The organism is Flavobacteriaceae bacterium HL-DH10, assembly GCA_031826515.1.
GTDB classification, from domain to species: domain Bacteria; phylum Bacteroidota; class Bacteroidia; order Flavobacteriales; family Flavobacteriaceae; genus Thalassobellus; species Thalassobellus suaedae.
Window position 1 is genome coordinate 1,572,888 of record CP134536.1, and the last position, 15,856, is coordinate 1,588,743.

A 15,856-nucleotide genomic window follows, 5' to 3' on the forward strand; every position below is an offset into this window, starting at 1 on the left:
ATTAATTATATTGTTTTTTATAATATGATTGATATGCTCCGCTAGTTACATTATTAAGCCAATCTTCATTACTTAAATACCAATCTATTGTTATAGAAAGCCCTTCTTCAAAAGTTACTGAGGGTTTCCATCCTAATTCTTTATTAATCTTTGATGCGTCTATAGCATATCTTAAATCATGTCCTGGTCTATCTTTAACATAAGTTATTAGCTTTTCTGATGACCCGTTTGGTCTATTTAGTTTAATATCCATTTGCTTACATAATAACTTGACTAAATCAATATTTTTCCATTCATTGAATCCACCAATATTATACGTTTCACTTATATTTCCTTGATGAAAAACCAAGTCAATAGCTACGGCATGATCAACCACATATAACCAGTCTCGAGTATAATTCCCATCTCCATAAACAGGTAATGATTTACCATTAATAATATTATTAATAAAAAGAGGAATTAACTTTTCTGGAAATTGATTTTGTCCATAATTATTAGAACAATTTGTTATCACATAAGGCAGTCCATAAGTTTCACCATAAGCTCTTACAAAATGATCTGAACTAGCCTTTGACGCTGAGTAAGGAGAATTCGGGTCGTATGAAGTTGTTTCGGTAAACAAACCTGTTTCTCCTAAAGAGCCATAAACCTCATCAGTGCTAACATGATAAAATAATTTATTATTAAAATCCTCTTTCCAAGTATTTTTAAAAGCATTTAACAAAATCATGGTCCCAATAACATTCGTTTTAACAAATGCTAAAGGATCTTTTATAGATCTATCGACGTGAGATTCTGCTGCTAAATGAATCACACTATCAAATGAGTACTCTTTAAACAACTCATTTATAAAGAGTTCATCAGTTATATCTCCTTTTATAAAAGTATAATTAGGTTTATTTTCAATATCTTTTAAATTTTCTAAGTTACCTGCATAGGTAAGCATATCTAAATTAAAAACATTATAATCAGGATACTTTTCAACAAAAAGCTTTACTACATGAGAACCAATGAACCCTGCTCCTCCAGTTATTAAAATTGTCATGACTCTATATTTAAAGTTTTGATTGTTTTTTTAAGAAATCACCTAAACCAATAAAAGAAAACACCAATAATGCTAATACAACGAATACTATTGGGAGTACAAACTTCTTTTTGTCTGTCCATTCTCTAATATCATAACCTGATTTTGGGAAATTAGCTAATACATTAATTATGTTTTTTTGGATGGCTTTTGTGCTGTCTATTTCTCTTCTTCGATTTTCATAACTCAATCTTTGTTGAATAATTTTTGACTCATCAACTATTAAACTTCCTCCTGCTGATTCGGCATCTCCCATATACAAATTGGTGCCAGACCCTGGTATTTGCTCTTTTTGAGATTCATTAATTCTAATTTTTAAATATTCTTTAGCTAATGAGTCTGTTTTTTGAACCTGTTGAAGAAGTGAATAGTCTTTCTTTTCTAATATTTCACTATTAGACTTAAGGATATCTTCTAAATAGTCATTATCACAAAGTTGATCTACAAAAGATTCTTCTATTTTTTTATATAGATTTCTATCAGTAGACGCCACTCCTATTCTATGAATAGGAAAACTATAAGTCGTCAAGGATTCTTTAAACCTATCATAGGTCATTTCTAATCGAGATAGTGAATCTAAACGATTATAAAATGCAGAATACATTTCAGCCATGTTATTTTCGTCTAAATCTGGTTCAATATAAAATCCTTTTAAATTAGAGGCTTCCACGCCAGAGATCTTCAATCTTTTTGCTAACTCTGAAGTGTCTTTATCTATATGTGCTAATTGATGAAACTGCTTAATGTTTTCATAAACTTGTCTGGTAGAATTAAAATTGGTTTGAATAAATAAATTGGCTCCATACAATTTCTCAGAATTCATGTCAATAATAAAACCTATACCTCCACCTAAAATAATTGCGGCTGCATACCAAACCAAACGTTTATAAATATGCACTAACAGTAATAAAACAACGTTATAAATACCAATAAAAATACTACCTATAAACTTAAAAAACCGATCAAAAGCATTGCCTATAAGTTTAAACAACTGCCCTAAATCTACTTCTTCAGATTGTGGTTGTGGAGATTCTTTACTCATAATTTTTATTTAATTAAATATTTGTTCTAATATGGTTCTTGTTATTAAATAGGTTGGTCTTACACCCGATGTTCCCAATCCGCCAGAAGCTAGTGTCGCTCCTGTTTCTAAGGGATTATCACTCGCATAATACGCATATCTTACTTTTACATTTGGACTGATACTACCGCGTACTTTAGACGCGGCTTGAATGGCTTTTTGATAGTGAGCACCTTCCATTTCTAACCCTATCACATTCCATGTTGAATTGTAAAAGAATTTCAAAATATCTTTGTTTTGTAAGGACGTGCCCAAAACAGTTATCATAGCCCCTTCATAAACACCAACACCTTGGTTTTCTAAATCTTCTCTTTTTAATTCATTTTCAAAAGGATAATTATCTGCAGTACCTTCAAAGATGTGAGCCGATGGTATCATAATATCACCTTTACCGCCTTCTAAAATCCCTGCTTTACCCATAATAGATAAGGATTCTACATTTAAATGAATTTTATTTCCTTTTGATTTGTATGGCTTCAATAATTCATCAATAGTTTCATAAGCCTGCTCACCAAAAGCATAATCCATAACCAAAATAACAGGTTTTGTTTTATTTAAAAGTGCTTCATCTAATTTAATATCCACTTTTGAATAATCCATTTTGCTCGAATCAAAAATTTGAACATCTATATTAGTTCCTGACGAATCTTTTACATAAATCATACCTTTTTGTAACGCTTCCTTAGTTACTTTATTTCTAAGATTTTCATTCTCTTTTTTACTTAAAGACTCATAAACCTCAAAAATATCTTTCTTAGAATTTATAGTTTTTAAAGCACTTGGAATAAAAAGCGTGTTCATAACACTGTGCATATTCGCACTAATAATATGTAATGGTCTGTCTAAAAGTTTGTTTTTAAGAAGCACTTCCTTTATAGTATCTGCCCATATTTCACCATGAATATGATGTCCTATGCTATCTCTTAATACTGGACTAAAGGTAATTGTTCTCTTTTTTGCATTTGTTTGCTCTTCAATGGCTAACTTTCCTAACCAATATATGATATGTAAAAAACGTTCTGGCTGTTTAATTGTTGCAAATTGATTATAAACGGTTGTTAGCTCTTTAAATGTTCTGCCTAAAATATTAGCCGCATGTGTTATAGCAACTTCTCGATCATCTTGAGTTAGTTTCTTTTTAGATAACACTACTTTTTCAAGTTTTATCCAATCTCTAGTTGTTGTCCCTTCTTCGTCAATTAAAACCCGAGAACTTATTTTATGAGATTCTACAAAAAGAAATGTAAGATGTGTTAAAATATCATAAATATCTGATCGCCCGCGTGTAATCTCAATATTCATTTGTTCGTCATCAATTCTGTAACAATTACGACGTCTTTTTTCTGGAATAATAGGTTTAAAATGCGAATTAGAATAGCCTTCATCACTTGTTAAATTAATAAAAGTACATTCTTCAATCCCAATAGGCAGTCTGTCTATTACATAAAGTAGTCCTTCTAATTCCGCCTTTTCTTCTCCAATAGAACCATATATTTCTGGTCGTAAAAGCAGTAAAGATTCTCTAAGCGTTTCACCAGAAATTCCCATAGGTTTATAAAACCCTCGGTTAAATAAATGGCGCATAGTAATATACATCCTTTCGATGGCATTCGAGCTTTCTTGAGCTCTTGTTCTTTCATGATGTTTTTTATTACTCATACCCATTTTAACTCGCCAAAGATACTATTATTTAGATTAATTATCGTGAGGAAAACCCTCAACAATTTTTCTATCATTTGATAATCTTGGGATTTTATTTTGTCCTCCCAATTTACCAACAGATTTCATATAGTCCTGAAATCCGCCTTTTTTTACCCTTGTAATTTTAAGAGGTTGTAACACCTTGCCAACTATTAAATCGAAATAATAACTATTTTGTTTTTGAAGTGATTCATCTATTTTTCTCGCTAAAGCGGAAAGATTTTTTGGTTCATTTTCAAATTCTATAAACCACTCATGGTATGGTAAACCTTCCTCAGGATTTATTTGAGGCGCAACCGTAAACTCTGAAACTCTTATTGTTGTATTTAAAGTCGCTTCTTGCATCGCTTGTTCTACTTCTTTTGCTATAACATGTTCTCCAAAAGCAGAAATAAAATGTTTAATTCTTCCTGAAACGATAACACGGTATGGTTTCGTTGATGTAAACTCAACCGTATCACCAATATTATAAGCCCATAACCCGGCATTAGTTGAAATTATCATCACATAATTTACACCAATAGCAACATCTTTAATTGTGATTCGTTTTGGATTTTCATTAAAAAATTCGTCGGCTTTAATAAACTCATAAAAAATCCCTGAATTTAATTGCAACAGCATCCCTTTTTCATGCTGCTTATCCTGAAAAGCAAAAAATCCTTCACTGGCAGGATACAATTCTATACTATCCACTTTTCTGCCAATTAAATTTTCAAATTTGGCTCTATAAGGCTCATAATTAACACCTCCAAAAATGAATAAGTTGAAATTCTTGAAAATATCACCGACTTTTTTACCTGTTTTTTGCTGAAGTTTTTCAAAGTACATTTGTACCCATGATGGAATTCCAGAAATAATGGTCATATTCTCTGGAAGTGTTTCTTCAACAATAGCATCTACTTTAGTTTCCCAATCTTCAATACAATTGGTTTCCCAAGACGGTAATCTGTTTTTTTGAAGATATTTAGGGACATAATGTGCTACAATGCCCGAAAGCCGACCTAATTGCACACCATTTTGCTCATTAAGAATAGGACTTCCTTGAAGGAAAATCATCTTTCCATCAACAAATTTGGCATTCCCCGTTTCATGAATATACATTAAAATAGCATTTCTTGCTGCTTCAACATGTGTAGGCATACTTTCTTTGGTAATAGGAATGTATTTTGAACCCGAAGTGGTACCTGATGTTTTTGCAAAGTAAATTGGCTTACCCTTCCAAAGGATATTGTCTTGTCCAGCAACTACTTTTTCAACATACGGTTTTAAAGCTTCATAATCTCTAACGGGAACTCGTTTAACAAAATCTTCATAATTATCAATACTTATAAAATCATGATCTTTTCCAAATTCGGTTCCTGCAGCATTCGCTATTAAGTCTTCAAATACGTTTTGCTGAGTTTCAACAGGGTTATTTGCCCATTTTTGAATCTTTTTACAAACACGTTTTGCAAATGGTTTTGCTAAAGCAGATTTTAATGACATCATTTATTTAAAATCGATAAAATTTGTTGGGTTAATAGGGTAACCATCATTCCAAAGTTCAAAATGTAAATGAGGTCCTGTTGATAGTTCTCCAGTATTTCCTGCGGTGGCAATAACTTCTCCTGCTTTTACTAAATCACCCTGAGATTTTGTTAATGCCGCATTATGCTTATATACAGATATGAGTCCGTAACTATGCTCTATTAATATCACATGTCCTGTGTTAGCTGTCCACTCTGCAAAAATAACAATGCCATCGGCTGTTGCTTTTATCGGGGTGTTTTTTGCGACAACAATATCTACAGCATAGTGCTTTTCTTTTAAATTATAAGGCTCACTAATTGTTCCGTTTACTGGAGGGAATAACACAAAGTTAGTTGAAGATGTTGCCGATTCAAATAAATTATACTTATCTTCTTTATCTACTTTTTCTCGTAAAAGAGAATCTTCGGCTATGGGATTAAAATCGACTTCACTAGCTTCAAGTTTAACCGCTTCTACAATAGAGTCTTTATTAAAATCTGCCGCACTTAAATCACCTTTTAGCACCTGCTTTATTGAAGCAAAATACCTATCGTTCATCGCTATAACTTGCTGTAAAGAATCCGTTTTATAATTTAACTCTGTTGCTTTCTTTTTTAATGCCGTTGAAGAATACCCTGGAATATATTCTCTAAGTGGAGTAAAAGCAATAATTGCATACGTTACACCTATTAAAAAAATTGCAGATAAAGAGGCCAACACAAAAACATTTAAGCGTGTGAGTTTAAGAGATAAGCGTTCTTCAAAAGTGTTTTCATTAAGAATAACAAGTTTGTACTTATCAAGTAATTTATGCTTTATTCTTTTTGGCTTCTTTTTTTCTTTCATGTATTTATAACCATTATTTTTATCGGTCACATGTAGCATTCATTTAATCATTTCCATGGGTATCGGAAATTTAGTTATGAATGTTTCATACTAAACAAAAATAAATAGAATTTATTAAAGATACTCCTCTTTTAAACAAAGTATAACAGTCTATTAATTCTCTTTATGCTAAAGTTATACTTTAAACGACATAATTAAACTTTAATTATTAACTTTGCATAACAAAATTAAAAATTATGATCTCATCAAGTATATTTTTAGGAATGATTGGAGCTCCACAAATTATTTTAATTGTAGTGGTTGTTTTATTATTATTTGGAGGTAAAAAAATACCAGAATTAATGCGCGGATTAGGAAGCGGTATTAAAGAATTTAAAGACGCTAGTAAAGAAGACGAAAAAAAAGACGATTCTAAAAAATAAAAAGAAACATATTTAATCAAACAAAAAAACCAACACAATGTGTTGGTTTTTTTGTGGCTCAATTTTAATTAAATCGATTATTTTTCAATTTTTATAGATTTTATAATAGCCTCTAATTCGAATATATAATTACGTTTTTCTACAGACGGTGCATAAGCAAAACCTTCGGCTATTATCCATCTGTTATTAATTTTGTCTTCAATAGCATAGTTTATATAGGGTCCAGCCATAACCGCATTCTTAACTTCCCACATCCCTTTTGTTTCTAATGTTGGCTTATTGTCTAAAATAATTTCTGTATGGAAAGGTGTATATGCATTTTCAGTAATCATATACGAACCCTCTAAAGGACCTGCAATGTATTTTTGACCAATAGAGTCTCTAACTTTTACAATCTGATCGATTATACTTGAATCTTTTTTAATGGCTTTTAATGGTAATTCATATAATAGAATATTAACATACCCTGTTGGAATATCTCTTTTTAACCAATAAAACTTATCCGCTTTGGTTGCTAAAGTTTTTCCTATTCTATAAGCCGTTGGAAACTCTATATTCAATCCTAGATGTTCTTTAATCTCTTTCGCGTTATATAACGATTTTCTTGTTTGCTTTTGTTTTGCTGATATTTCAGTATTCTTAAACGATTCAATTATTTTAGACGTGTTATCATTAAGCACTTTAATGACCTCTTGTTTTGTTTTACCTGAAACGGTAATTACTTTTTGTGGTTGCGAATAAACATTATTCTTAAATGTAATAGCGGGCGTCTTACCCATTTCTATTTTTAGAATCGTTCTGTTTTGTGTAATAAAACCGGAAAATACCTGCGTAGGTATTTGATTAATATTAAAAACAGGTTCATCCTGAGGCAGACCATAAATAGGCGATGCTAATACATTTCTAATAGTTTCTCCAACACTACCATCCCACATGTCGTTGCTTATAACAACAGAAATATCATTTATTTTTCCACTGGAGTCTAAAAGAATTCTTTGGTTTGGTTTTTTGTCGCCACAAGACATTACTAATAATAATGAAAATGCTGCTAAAAATAAATATCGCATAATAAAGTTAAGTTTTGAAGAATTATCCTTTTGAAATTTTAAGTTTCATTCCTGGTTTTAATTTATTACCACTAATATCGTTCCAATCTTTAATATTTTGAACAGAAACTCCAGAAAATTTTTGAGAAATACTCCAAAGCGAATCTCCACTTTGCACTGTATACGTGGTTATATTTCCTGAAAGTGGTTTTGAAGTCGTTTTTTTGGTCACTGTTTTTGCTGTAGAAGTAGGTGCAGCCACATAAGGTTTTCTTGGGTAAATGGTTAACCGTTGTCCAATACTTAAATTGTTGCTTCTTAAACCATTCCACTTTTTAATATCACTCACTCTAACCCCATAAATTCTAGAAATTCTTCCTAAATAATCGCCCGATTTTACTTTGTATCGAATTCTATCATTTGCATTAAAAAATTGCGGTAAAGGCTTTTCTCGTTTGGCAAATTCTGCTTTTGCAAAGGCATAAATACTATCTTCATTATTTACAAATTTACCAATAACCTCATTTGGCAATCGCAACGCATAATTTTCTCCTTTAATAAACGGAATGATATCCAATTTATACGACGGATTTAAAAACTGAAGTTCTTCAACAGGTGTACCTGTTACTTCTGAAACTTGATCGAGCGTAATCATTTCTTTAACCGTTACGGTATCGGTTTCAAAATAGGCTACTTCAGGTTTTAATTTTTTAAACCCATGTGCTTCAGCATACTCAAAAATATACATATTAGCTAAAAAGGCTGGTAAATACCCTGCTGTTTCACGTGGCAAATTATGACGAATATTCCAGTAATTTTGATAACCTCCAGAACGTCTTATCGCTTTTGAAACATTTCCTGGACCGGAATTATACGCTGCTAAAGCCAAATCCCAATCACCAAAAATCTCATATAACTTAGACAAATATTTTGAAGCTGCCTCAGTTGATTTAATGGGATCGCTACGCTCATCAACATAACTACTTACATCTAATCCGTACATTTTACCCGTAGCAAACATAAATTGCCACAGTCCTGTAGCTCCTACTCTAGATTTTGCTCTGGGTTTTAATGCAGATTCTACGATAGCTAAATATTTTATTTCTAAAGGGATATTATAATTGTCTAGCTCCTTTTCAAATAGCGGAAAATAAAATGCACTTAAGGTTATTAGTTTTTGTAAATGTTTCCTTCTGTGTTTTAAATACGATTTTATAACACTTTCTAATGCAGGATTATACTCAACATTAAACGGCGTTCTAGCATCTAGTTCTTTTAACCTTAATTTAAGAGTGTCGGTTGGTAATTCTGGATAATCAATATCTTCAAACGTAAGTTCGGTAACCGATTTATAAATGGTATCATACAAAGCTGTACTATATAATTCTTCATACCACTTTTCATCAAACTGAACTGCTAATTTATTATCCTTTAAATTTTTAATTGAAAAACTATCTGTTTCAACTTCAATAGCCTTAACAAGATTAGTTTTTCCATCGATTATGGAATCTTTAATACTAATTGTTTGTAATGAAATAGAATCTTGATTTTGAGAAAAACAAGTTCCAATATTGAGAAGTGATACTATTATAAAAAAACGAAAAGCCATAAAATCTAGTTCAATTTATTAATGAACGATATTATGGCTAAAATCGTATTTTTTAGGCGAATTTGAAAACGAAATAACGTTTATTCTAAAATAGCAGCTATTCCAGGAAGTGTTTTACCTTCTAAACTTTCTAGCATAGCGCCTCCACCAGTACTTACATAACTCACTTTATGTTCGAAACCAAACTGTTTTACAGCAGCTACAGAATCCCCTCCACCAACAAGTGAAAATGCACCATTTTTAGTAGATTCGGCAATTGAGTTTCCTAATTCAATAGTTCCGTTTGCAAAACTTTCCATTTCGAAAACACCAAGAGGTCCATTCCAAAGTATTGTTTTAGATTTCATAACAACATCATGAAATAATTTAATAGATTTTGGACCTGCATCAACACCTTCCCAACCATCAGGAATGGCATTTATATCTACTATTTGCGTATTTGCATCATTACTAAAATCATCTGCAGCAACAACATCAACAGGAATATGTATTTGCACATTTTTTTCTTTTGCTTGCTTTAAAATATCTAAAGCTAAGTCCATTTTATCATCTTCACAAATAGAGTTACCTATTTTTCCACCCTGAGCTTTAACAAAAGTAAACGACATACCACCACCTATAATTAAGTGATCTACTTTATCTAGTATGTTTTCAATAATAGTGATTTTTGAAGAAACCTTAGCCCCACCAAGTACTGCTAAAACAGGCTTTTCTCCAGTTTCCATTACTTTTTGAATGCTTTCTATTTCTTGTGCTAATAATTTTCCGAAACATTTTTTGCCTTCAAAAAACTGTGCGACAATAGTAGTAGAAGCATGTGCTCTATGCGCTGTACCAAAAGCATCATTTACATAAACATCTCCTAGTTTAGAAAGTTTCTCTGCAAATGCTTTATCGCCAGCAGTTTCTTCTTTATAAAAACGTAAATTTTCTAATAATAGCACTTGTCCAGGTTCTAAACTAGCAGCAGCAGCTTCAACATCTGCTCCAATACAATCAGGCACAAATTTTACTTCTACACCTAAAATATCTTCAACTTTAGCTGCAATATGCTTTAACGAAAACTCATCTTGAAATCCTTTTGGACGTCCTAAATGAGACATTAAAATACAACTTCCACCATCTTCTAAAATTTTGATGATTGTTGGTTTTGCAGATACAATTCTAGTAGCGTCTGTTACTTCAAACTTTTCATTTAATGGCACATTAAAATCTACACGAATTAATGCTTTTTTATTTTTAAAATTAAAATCATTAAGAGTTTTCATTTATATATTGTTTTGTTTTATAAGTAATTATTTCACAAATGTAACTAATTAAACAACCTATTCAAACGTGTTTTTTTACGAAAACGATTGAACCTGTTAAGAATTATAAAAAAATTATATTTCCGTTGATAATTTACATTTTAATGCATAGGATAATGGTTACCTACAAATTTATATTCAAGACAATCTATTCTTTTAACAAAACCAAAAAAATTATGTAGGTTTGTCTCATGCTTTTTCAAGATGTTTTAGGGCAAGATCATATTAAAAACCATTTAACCACAAGTGTTGATAATGGTAGAATTCCTCATGCACAATTGTTTGTTGGTAACGAAGGTTCTGGTACTTTGCCAATGGCTATTGCTTATGCTCAATATATTTTATGTAGCAATTCTAACGGAGAAAACAATACAGGCAATGATGCTTGCAATCTAAAATTTAAAAATGTTTCGCATCCCGATTTACATTTCGCTTTTCCAGTAACTACTAGCGATAAGGCTAAAAGCCACCCTGTTTCTAGTCATTATTTAGAAGAATGGCGCCAACTTTTAAAAGAACAGCCTTATGGTAATTTATTTGACTGGTATAAACTTCTGGGTGTTGATAACAAGCAAGGACAAATTGGTGTTGATGAAGCTCATGATATTGTAAAATCTCTCACTTTAAAATCTTATGAAGGTGGTTATAAAGTGATGCTTATTTGGATGGCTGAAAAAATGAATATTGCCTGCGCCAACAAGCTTTTAAAACTCATTGAAGAGCCACCAAATAAAACCATATTTATTCTTATTGCTGAAGACGAAGAGCAAATAATTAATACGATAAGATCACGATGCCAAATATTGCATTTTCCTCCTTTGGCAGAAAATGTTATTAAAGATGCTTTAGTTAAGCAATATAATCTAGATCTAACTGTTGCGACTAAAATTGCACATCAATCTAACGGAAATTATAATAAAGCTTGCGATTTAGTCTATCATGATTCTGAAGATATACAGTTTGAAACTTGGTTTATTTTCTGGATTCGTAGTGCTTTTAAAGCCAAAGGAAATAAAGCCGCTATACACGATTTAATTTCTTGGAGTGAAGATATTGCAAAAACAGGACGCGAAACTCAAAAACAATTTCTTAATTTTTGTTTAGATTTTTTCAGACAAGCCTTACTCCTAAATTATAATGCTACAGATTTAGTGTATTTAGAACCTAAAACAGAAAAGTTTAAATTAGAGAACTTTGCTCCATTTGTACATGGGAATAACATTATGGATATTTCAAATGAATTACAAGACGCCATTTATCATATTGAGCGTAACGGAAATTCTAAAATTATCCTAACCGATTTGTCTATAAAATTAACGCGTTTACTTCATAAAAAAGCTGAGTAAACAAAAAACACTCTGCTAAAATTTCTTTCAACAGAGTGCTAATTATTTGTAAATCAGTATTTTATACTATTATAACTTTTTATGATCGGCATTTAAAGCCTCTAAAATAGTTTTGGTTAAATCATTTTCATCTGCACCATACATAACTGTTGCAGCGGCATCACTAGTTCCTAAAATGAATGTATATCCGTTGGTTTTTCCATAGTCTTTAACAAAATCTTTTACTTTAATTATTACTGAATCTATTTCTACTTGAAAAGACTGTTGTAATTGTTGTTGTTCAAATTGCATTTGCTGTTGTAACTGTTGTTGCTTTTGTTGTAAACCTCCCATTAATTCTTGAGCTTTTTTCTGAGATGATTTTTGAGCTATTGTTTGAGTACTTTGAGCCTCGGCTTGAAACGCCCTACCAATACTATCAGCTCTTTTTCTAAAAGCTTCTTCTTTTACTTTAAATTTAGCTTCTACATCTATCTTTTCTTGGAAATCGTTAATAACTGTTCCATTATCTACAAAACCAATCTTATTTGGTTTTTCACAAGAAGCTAATACTAACATAGCTAAGGCAACATAAATAATTTTTTTCATCTGTTTTAATTTATTCTTTAATTGGTTTTGTTTTTTTAATTCCGAACAAATGTAATAAAGTAAACTATAATGTAAAACGGAATTTTTTTGAAATATATAACTCTTAAAATAATTTACTGTTAAGTTCTACTTAAAAATATATTAGAAGGTTTTTCATTAATATCATAGAGATCGAAAACTAATAGAATATGGTTGATAAATTAAATTATTCATTAAAAAAGAGAAGCATAATAAATTCTTATACTAATAACAAAAACAAATAACAAAAACTTATTAAAAACGAATCCATATAAAGCGATTTAAGCCATTTTTAAATAAACTGCTTGTGTTACGAAAGGCAAGTGCCTTAAAACACAATATCACTTTCGCAAATGCGTTTTACTTGTTTTTTATGATATAAATTAATGAAGATGCTTCTTTTGTCTTGAAAGATTTTAAATTTGAAACCAACCCTATCCAAAAACCTTTAATAGGATTCATTTTTCCAGATTTATATTTTTCTGAAAGTAAGCTCACATAAAAAGCATCAAATAACATCGGTTTTACTTTTTTCACTTCCATTGAAACTTTTGAGACTAATTTAGAAATAGAACTTTTATTAAAATGCCAAAGGTGTCTTGGTACATCAAAAGCAGCCCAATAATTTTTATAATATAACGCATCGTAACTTTTATAATTAGGAACCGCAATTATTAAAGTACCATTTGGTTTTAATAATTTTTTAAAAGCAGCTATTTGTTCTTCTAAATCTGGTAAATGCTCTAATACATGCCAAAGCGTAATAACATCAAAACTTTCTGGTTTAAACTTTGAAAGCTGATCTGTATTAAAAACCAAATCGTTTGTTTTTTTATTTGCTATGTCTCTTGCTTGGTTGTTTGGTTCAATTCCAGTTACGTTCCAATTATTATCTTTCGCAGTTTGTAAAAAGTCGCCTGTACCACATCCAACATCTAACAAATTTTTTGTATCTGAAGCAAATGAATTTATTAGTTTTAATTTCTTTTTTAAAGAGATTGTTCTAACTAAATGATATACTTTTTCAAAAAGATTACGTTGCGAATCTGTATGCGAAATATAATCTTCGCTTTTATAATACTCAGGTAATTTATCTAAAGTTGGTTGCGGCATGGTTTCAAGAAAACCATATTCTGAATTCTGAATTAATTCGAATTCTTCACCAGAAACAGAATAGTCTTTTACTTTTAAATACGTATGATTTGAGTTTTTATTTACCACGAATTCCAGAATGTTATTTATAAAAATATCTTTTAAAAATGGATTCCTGCCTACGCAAGAATGACAACGTTTTATCTAAATTATTTTATGTTCCACGTGGAACGTTTATAAATAAAACCTCTTTATCAAGAAATTTATCTTCCCATATAAACCAATAATACAGAAATATCATTTGGCGAAACACCACTAATTCTTGATGCTTGTGATACGGTTGTTGGTTGTATTTTTTTAAGTTTTTCACGCGCTTCAAAACTCATAGATTTAATTTGTGAATAATCGAAATTCTCTGGAATTTTCACATATTCTAATCTACTTAATTTGTCGGCGTTATTTTTTTCTTTAGCTATATATCCAGAATATTTAACTTGAATTTCCGCCTGCTCAATAACTTCGTTATCTAAATTATTATCTTGAATATATTGTTCAACTGCTTCAAATTTTCTAATATCATCAATTGTGATATTAGGTCTAGAAAATATTTTAAACATCTTATCAGACTGTTTAACTAATGCCGATCCTTTAGATTCTAAAACAGGATTTGCTTCTTCTGGTTTAACACTCGTATCACTAAAAAACTTAACAAACTTTTCAGCTTCATTATGTTTTTGCTCCATACGTCTTAAACGTTTTTCACTTGCCAAACCTATACTAAAACCTTTGGGTGTTAATCTTAAATCAGCATTATCTTGGCGTAATAAGGTTCTGTATTCCGCCCTTGATGTAAACATTCTATATGGCTCTTCAGTCCCTTTAGTAATTAAATCATCAATCAACACTCCAATATAAGCTTCGTCCCTTCGTAAAGTAAAAGCCTCCTTTTCTTGAGTTTTCAAACTTGCATTTATACCTGCCATCAAACCTTGAGAAGCTGCTTCTTCATAACCTGTAGTCCCATTAATTTGTCCGGCAAAATATAAACCTTCAACTAACTTGGTTTCTAAAGTATGCTTTAATTGTGTTGGCGGAAAATAATCATACTCTATAGCATAACCAGGTCTAAAGAATTTTACGTTTTCAAAACCAACGACAGAACGCAAGGCTTTAAACTGAACATCTTCTGGTAACGATGTTGAAAAACCATTCACATAAACTTCACAGGTTTTCCAACCTTCTGGTTCAATGAATAATTGATGCCTATCCTTATCTGCAAACCTATTTATTTTATCCTCAATAGAAGGACAATAACGCGGGCCTAAACTTTTAATTCTACCATTAAACATAGGCGACCTATCAAACCCTTCTCGAAGCAAGTCATGCACCTCAAGACTCGTATAAGTCATATGACAAGAACGCTGATTTTCTAATGGTTTTGTAATATCTAAATAAGAGAATTTTTCAGGATTTTCATCCCCAGGCTGTTCAACCATTTTAGAATAATCTAAAGAACGTCCATCCACTCTTGGGGGTGTTCCCGTTTTCATTCTACCAGATTCAAAACCTAAATCAACAAGTTGTTCTGTAATTCCAGTAGCCGCTTTTTCACCTGCTCTACCTCCACCAAAATTCTTGTCGCCTATATGAATTAATCCATTTAAAAAAGTACCGTTTGTAAGCACAACAGACTTTGATCTAATCTTAATTCCTAAAGACGTTTTCACACCAACTACCTTATGATTTTCAACTAATAAACCAGATACCATTTCTTGATAGAAATCAAGATTAGGCGTTCCTTCTAAAAGTAATCGCCAATCTTCAGCAAAACGCATTCTATCACTCTGCACTCTCGGACTCCACATAGCTGGTCCTTTAGATTTATTAAGCATTTTAAACTGAATAGCAGACGTGTCAGAAACAATACCACTATAACCTCCAAGCGCATCAATCTCTCTTACAATTTGTCCTTTAGCAATTCCGCCCATAGCAGGATTACAAGACATTTGCGCAATGTTTTGTAAACTCATGGTAACAAGTAATGTTTTACTTCCCATATTAGCAGCAGCAGCAGCAGCTTCACTTCCTGCATGTCCTGCTCCAACAACTATAACATCATAAACCTCGTTAAACATAACTATATTATTTAATATTTATTAAAGACGTTTCGACTGTGCTCAACGTGAAAATTTAATTCCAACTTAACA

Annotated in this window: 13 protein-coding genes; 2 read left to right on the forward strand and 11 right to left on the reverse strand. The window is 31.2% G+C overall.

Features of this window, described 5'->3' with window-relative positions; translation table 11 throughout:
• Window position 1 precedes the first annotated feature (1 nt).
• Genes rfbB through RHP49_06945 form a run of 5 tightly spaced genes read right to left on the reverse strand, consistent with a single transcriptional unit; the run spans window position 2 to window position 6,221 of the window.
• Complete coding sequence (gene rfbB / locus RHP49_06925; GenBank protein WNH13982.1) at window positions 2–1,045, reverse strand: dTDP-glucose 4,6-dehydratase; 1,044 nt, start codon at window positions 1,043–1,045, stop codon at window positions 2–4.
• Window positions 1,046–1,055: 10 nt separating this feature from the next.
• Entirely contained in the window at window positions 1,056–2,126 is a 1,071-nt protein-coding gene (locus RHP49_06930; protein ID WNH13983.1) for a hypothetical protein, read from the reverse strand.
• 9 nt (window positions 2,127–2,135) lie between these two features.
• Window positions 2,136–3,824 carry a hypothetical protein gene (locus RHP49_06935; GenBank protein WNH13984.1) on the reverse strand — a complete coding sequence of 563 codons (1,689 nt, stop codon included), beginning with the start codon at window positions 3,822–3,824 and terminating at the stop codon, window positions 2,136–2,138.
• A gap of 36 nt (window positions 3,825–3,860) precedes the next feature.
• The gene (locus RHP49_06940) at window positions 3,861–5,354 is read right to left on the reverse strand and encodes a GH3 auxin-responsive promoter family protein (GenBank protein ID WNH13985.1); all 1,494 of its coding nucleotides are present in this window, start codon (window positions 5,352–5,354) and stop codon (window positions 3,861–3,863) included.
• The gene (locus RHP49_06945; protein WNH13986.1) at window positions 5,355–6,221 is read right to left on the reverse strand and encodes a M23 family metallopeptidase; all 867 of its coding nucleotides are present in this window, start codon (window positions 6,219–6,221) and stop codon (window positions 5,355–5,357) included.
• 236 nt (window positions 6,222–6,457) lie between these two features.
• Between RHP49_06945 and tatA the strand changes: the two genes are divergently transcribed.
• Entirely contained in the window at window positions 6,458–6,643 is a 186-nt protein-coding gene (gene tatA / locus RHP49_06950; protein WNH13987.1) for a twin-arginine translocase TatA/TatE family subunit, read from the forward strand.
• Between the two features lie 77 nt (window positions 6,644–6,720).
• On the opposite strand, the gene RHP49_06955 is transcribed toward tatA, so the two are convergent.
• The 3 genes from RHP49_06955 to RHP49_06965 form a co-directional block, all read right to left on the reverse strand.
• Window positions 6,721–7,710, reverse strand: coding sequence for a DUF4837 family protein (locus tag RHP49_06955; GenBank protein ID WNH13988.1), 990 nt, complete (start codon window positions 7,708–7,710; stop codon window positions 6,721–6,723).
• Between the two features lie 22 nt (window positions 7,711–7,732).
• Entirely contained in the window at window positions 7,733–9,298 is a 1,566-nt protein-coding gene (locus RHP49_06960) for a LysM peptidoglycan-binding domain-containing protein (protein ID WNH13989.1), read from the reverse strand.
• 80 nt (window positions 9,299–9,378) lie between these two features.
• Window positions 9,379–10,566: a phosphoglycerate kinase gene (locus tag RHP49_06965; GenBank protein ID WNH13990.1), complete on the reverse strand. Its 1,188-nt coding sequence runs from the start codon at window positions 10,564–10,566 to the stop codon at window positions 9,379–9,381.
• Window positions 10,567–10,796: 230 nt separating this feature from the next.
• Here RHP49_06965 and RHP49_06970 point away from each other — a divergent pair, with 230 nt between their 5' ends.
• The gene (locus RHP49_06970; protein WNH13991.1) at window positions 10,797–11,951 is read left to right on the forward strand and encodes a DNA polymerase III subunit delta'; all 1,155 of its coding nucleotides are present in this window, start codon (window positions 10,797–10,799) and stop codon (window positions 11,949–11,951) included.
• A 69-nt stretch (window positions 11,952–12,020) separates the two neighbouring features.
• On the opposite strand, the gene RHP49_06975 is transcribed toward RHP49_06970, so the two are convergent.
• The 3 genes from RHP49_06975 to mnmG all read right to left on the reverse strand — a co-directional run bounded on the left by RHP49_06975 (window position 12,021) and on the right by mnmG (window position 15,784).
• Window positions 12,021–12,539 (reverse strand): OmpH family outer membrane protein, encoded by a 519-nt coding sequence (locus tag RHP49_06975; protein WNH13992.1) that lies wholly within the window; start codon window positions 12,537–12,539, stop codon window positions 12,021–12,023.
• A 378-nt stretch (window positions 12,540–12,917) separates the two neighbouring features.
• Window positions 12,918–13,778, reverse strand: coding sequence for a class I SAM-dependent methyltransferase (locus RHP49_06980; protein ID WNH13993.1), 861 nt, complete (start codon window positions 13,776–13,778; stop codon window positions 12,918–12,920).
• Window positions 13,779–13,912: 134 nt separating this feature from the next.
• A complete protein-coding gene (mnmG, locus tag RHP49_06985; GenBank protein WNH13994.1) occupies window positions 13,913–15,784 on the reverse strand; it encodes a tRNA uridine-5-carboxymethylaminomethyl(34) synthesis enzyme MnmG in 1,872 nt (623 codons plus the stop codon).
• Window positions 15,785–15,856 lie beyond the last annotated feature (72 nt).

Coding starts and splice junctions, on each gene's coding strand:
- mnmG (WNH13994.1), bottom strand. CDS start 15,784: ATGTTTAACGAGGTTTATGATGTTATAGTTGTTGGAGCAGGACATGCA.
- RHP49_06935 (WNH13984.1), bottom strand. CDS start 3,824: ATGAGTAATAAAAAACATCATGAAAGAACAAGAGCTCAAGAAAGCTCG.
- tatA (WNH13987.1), top strand. CDS start 6,458: ATGATCTCATCAAGTATATTTTTAGGAATGATTGGAGCTCCACAAATT.
- RHP49_06930 (WNH13983.1), bottom strand. CDS start 2,126: ATGAGTAAAGAATCTCCACAACCACAATCTGAAGAAGTAGATTTAGGG.
- RHP49_06945 (WNH13986.1), bottom strand. CDS start 6,221: ATGAAAGAAAAAAAGAAGCCAAAAAGAATAAAGCATAAATTACTTGAT.
- RHP49_06970 (WNH13991.1), top strand. CDS start 10,797: ATGCTTTTTCAAGATGTTTTAGGGCAAGATCATATTAAAAACCATTTA.
- RHP49_06975 (WNH13992.1), bottom strand. CDS start 12,539: ATGAAAAAAATTATTTATGTTGCCTTAGCTATGTTAGTATTAGCTTCT.
- RHP49_06955 (WNH13988.1), bottom strand. CDS start 7,710: ATGCGATATTTATTTTTAGCAGCATTTTCATTATTATTAGTAATGTCT.
- rfbB (WNH13982.1), bottom strand. CDS start 1,045: ATGACAATTTTAATAACTGGAGGAGCAGGGTTCATTGGTTCTCATGTA.
- RHP49_06940 (WNH13985.1), bottom strand. CDS start 5,354: ATGATGTCATTAAAATCTGCTTTAGCAAAACCATTTGCAAAACGTGTT.
- RHP49_06965 (WNH13990.1), bottom strand. CDS start 10,566: ATGAAAACTCTTAATGATTTTAATTTTAAAAATAAAAAAGCATTAATT.
- RHP49_06960 (WNH13989.1), bottom strand. CDS start 9,298: ATGGCTTTTCGTTTTTTTATAATAGTATCACTTCTCAATATTGGAACT.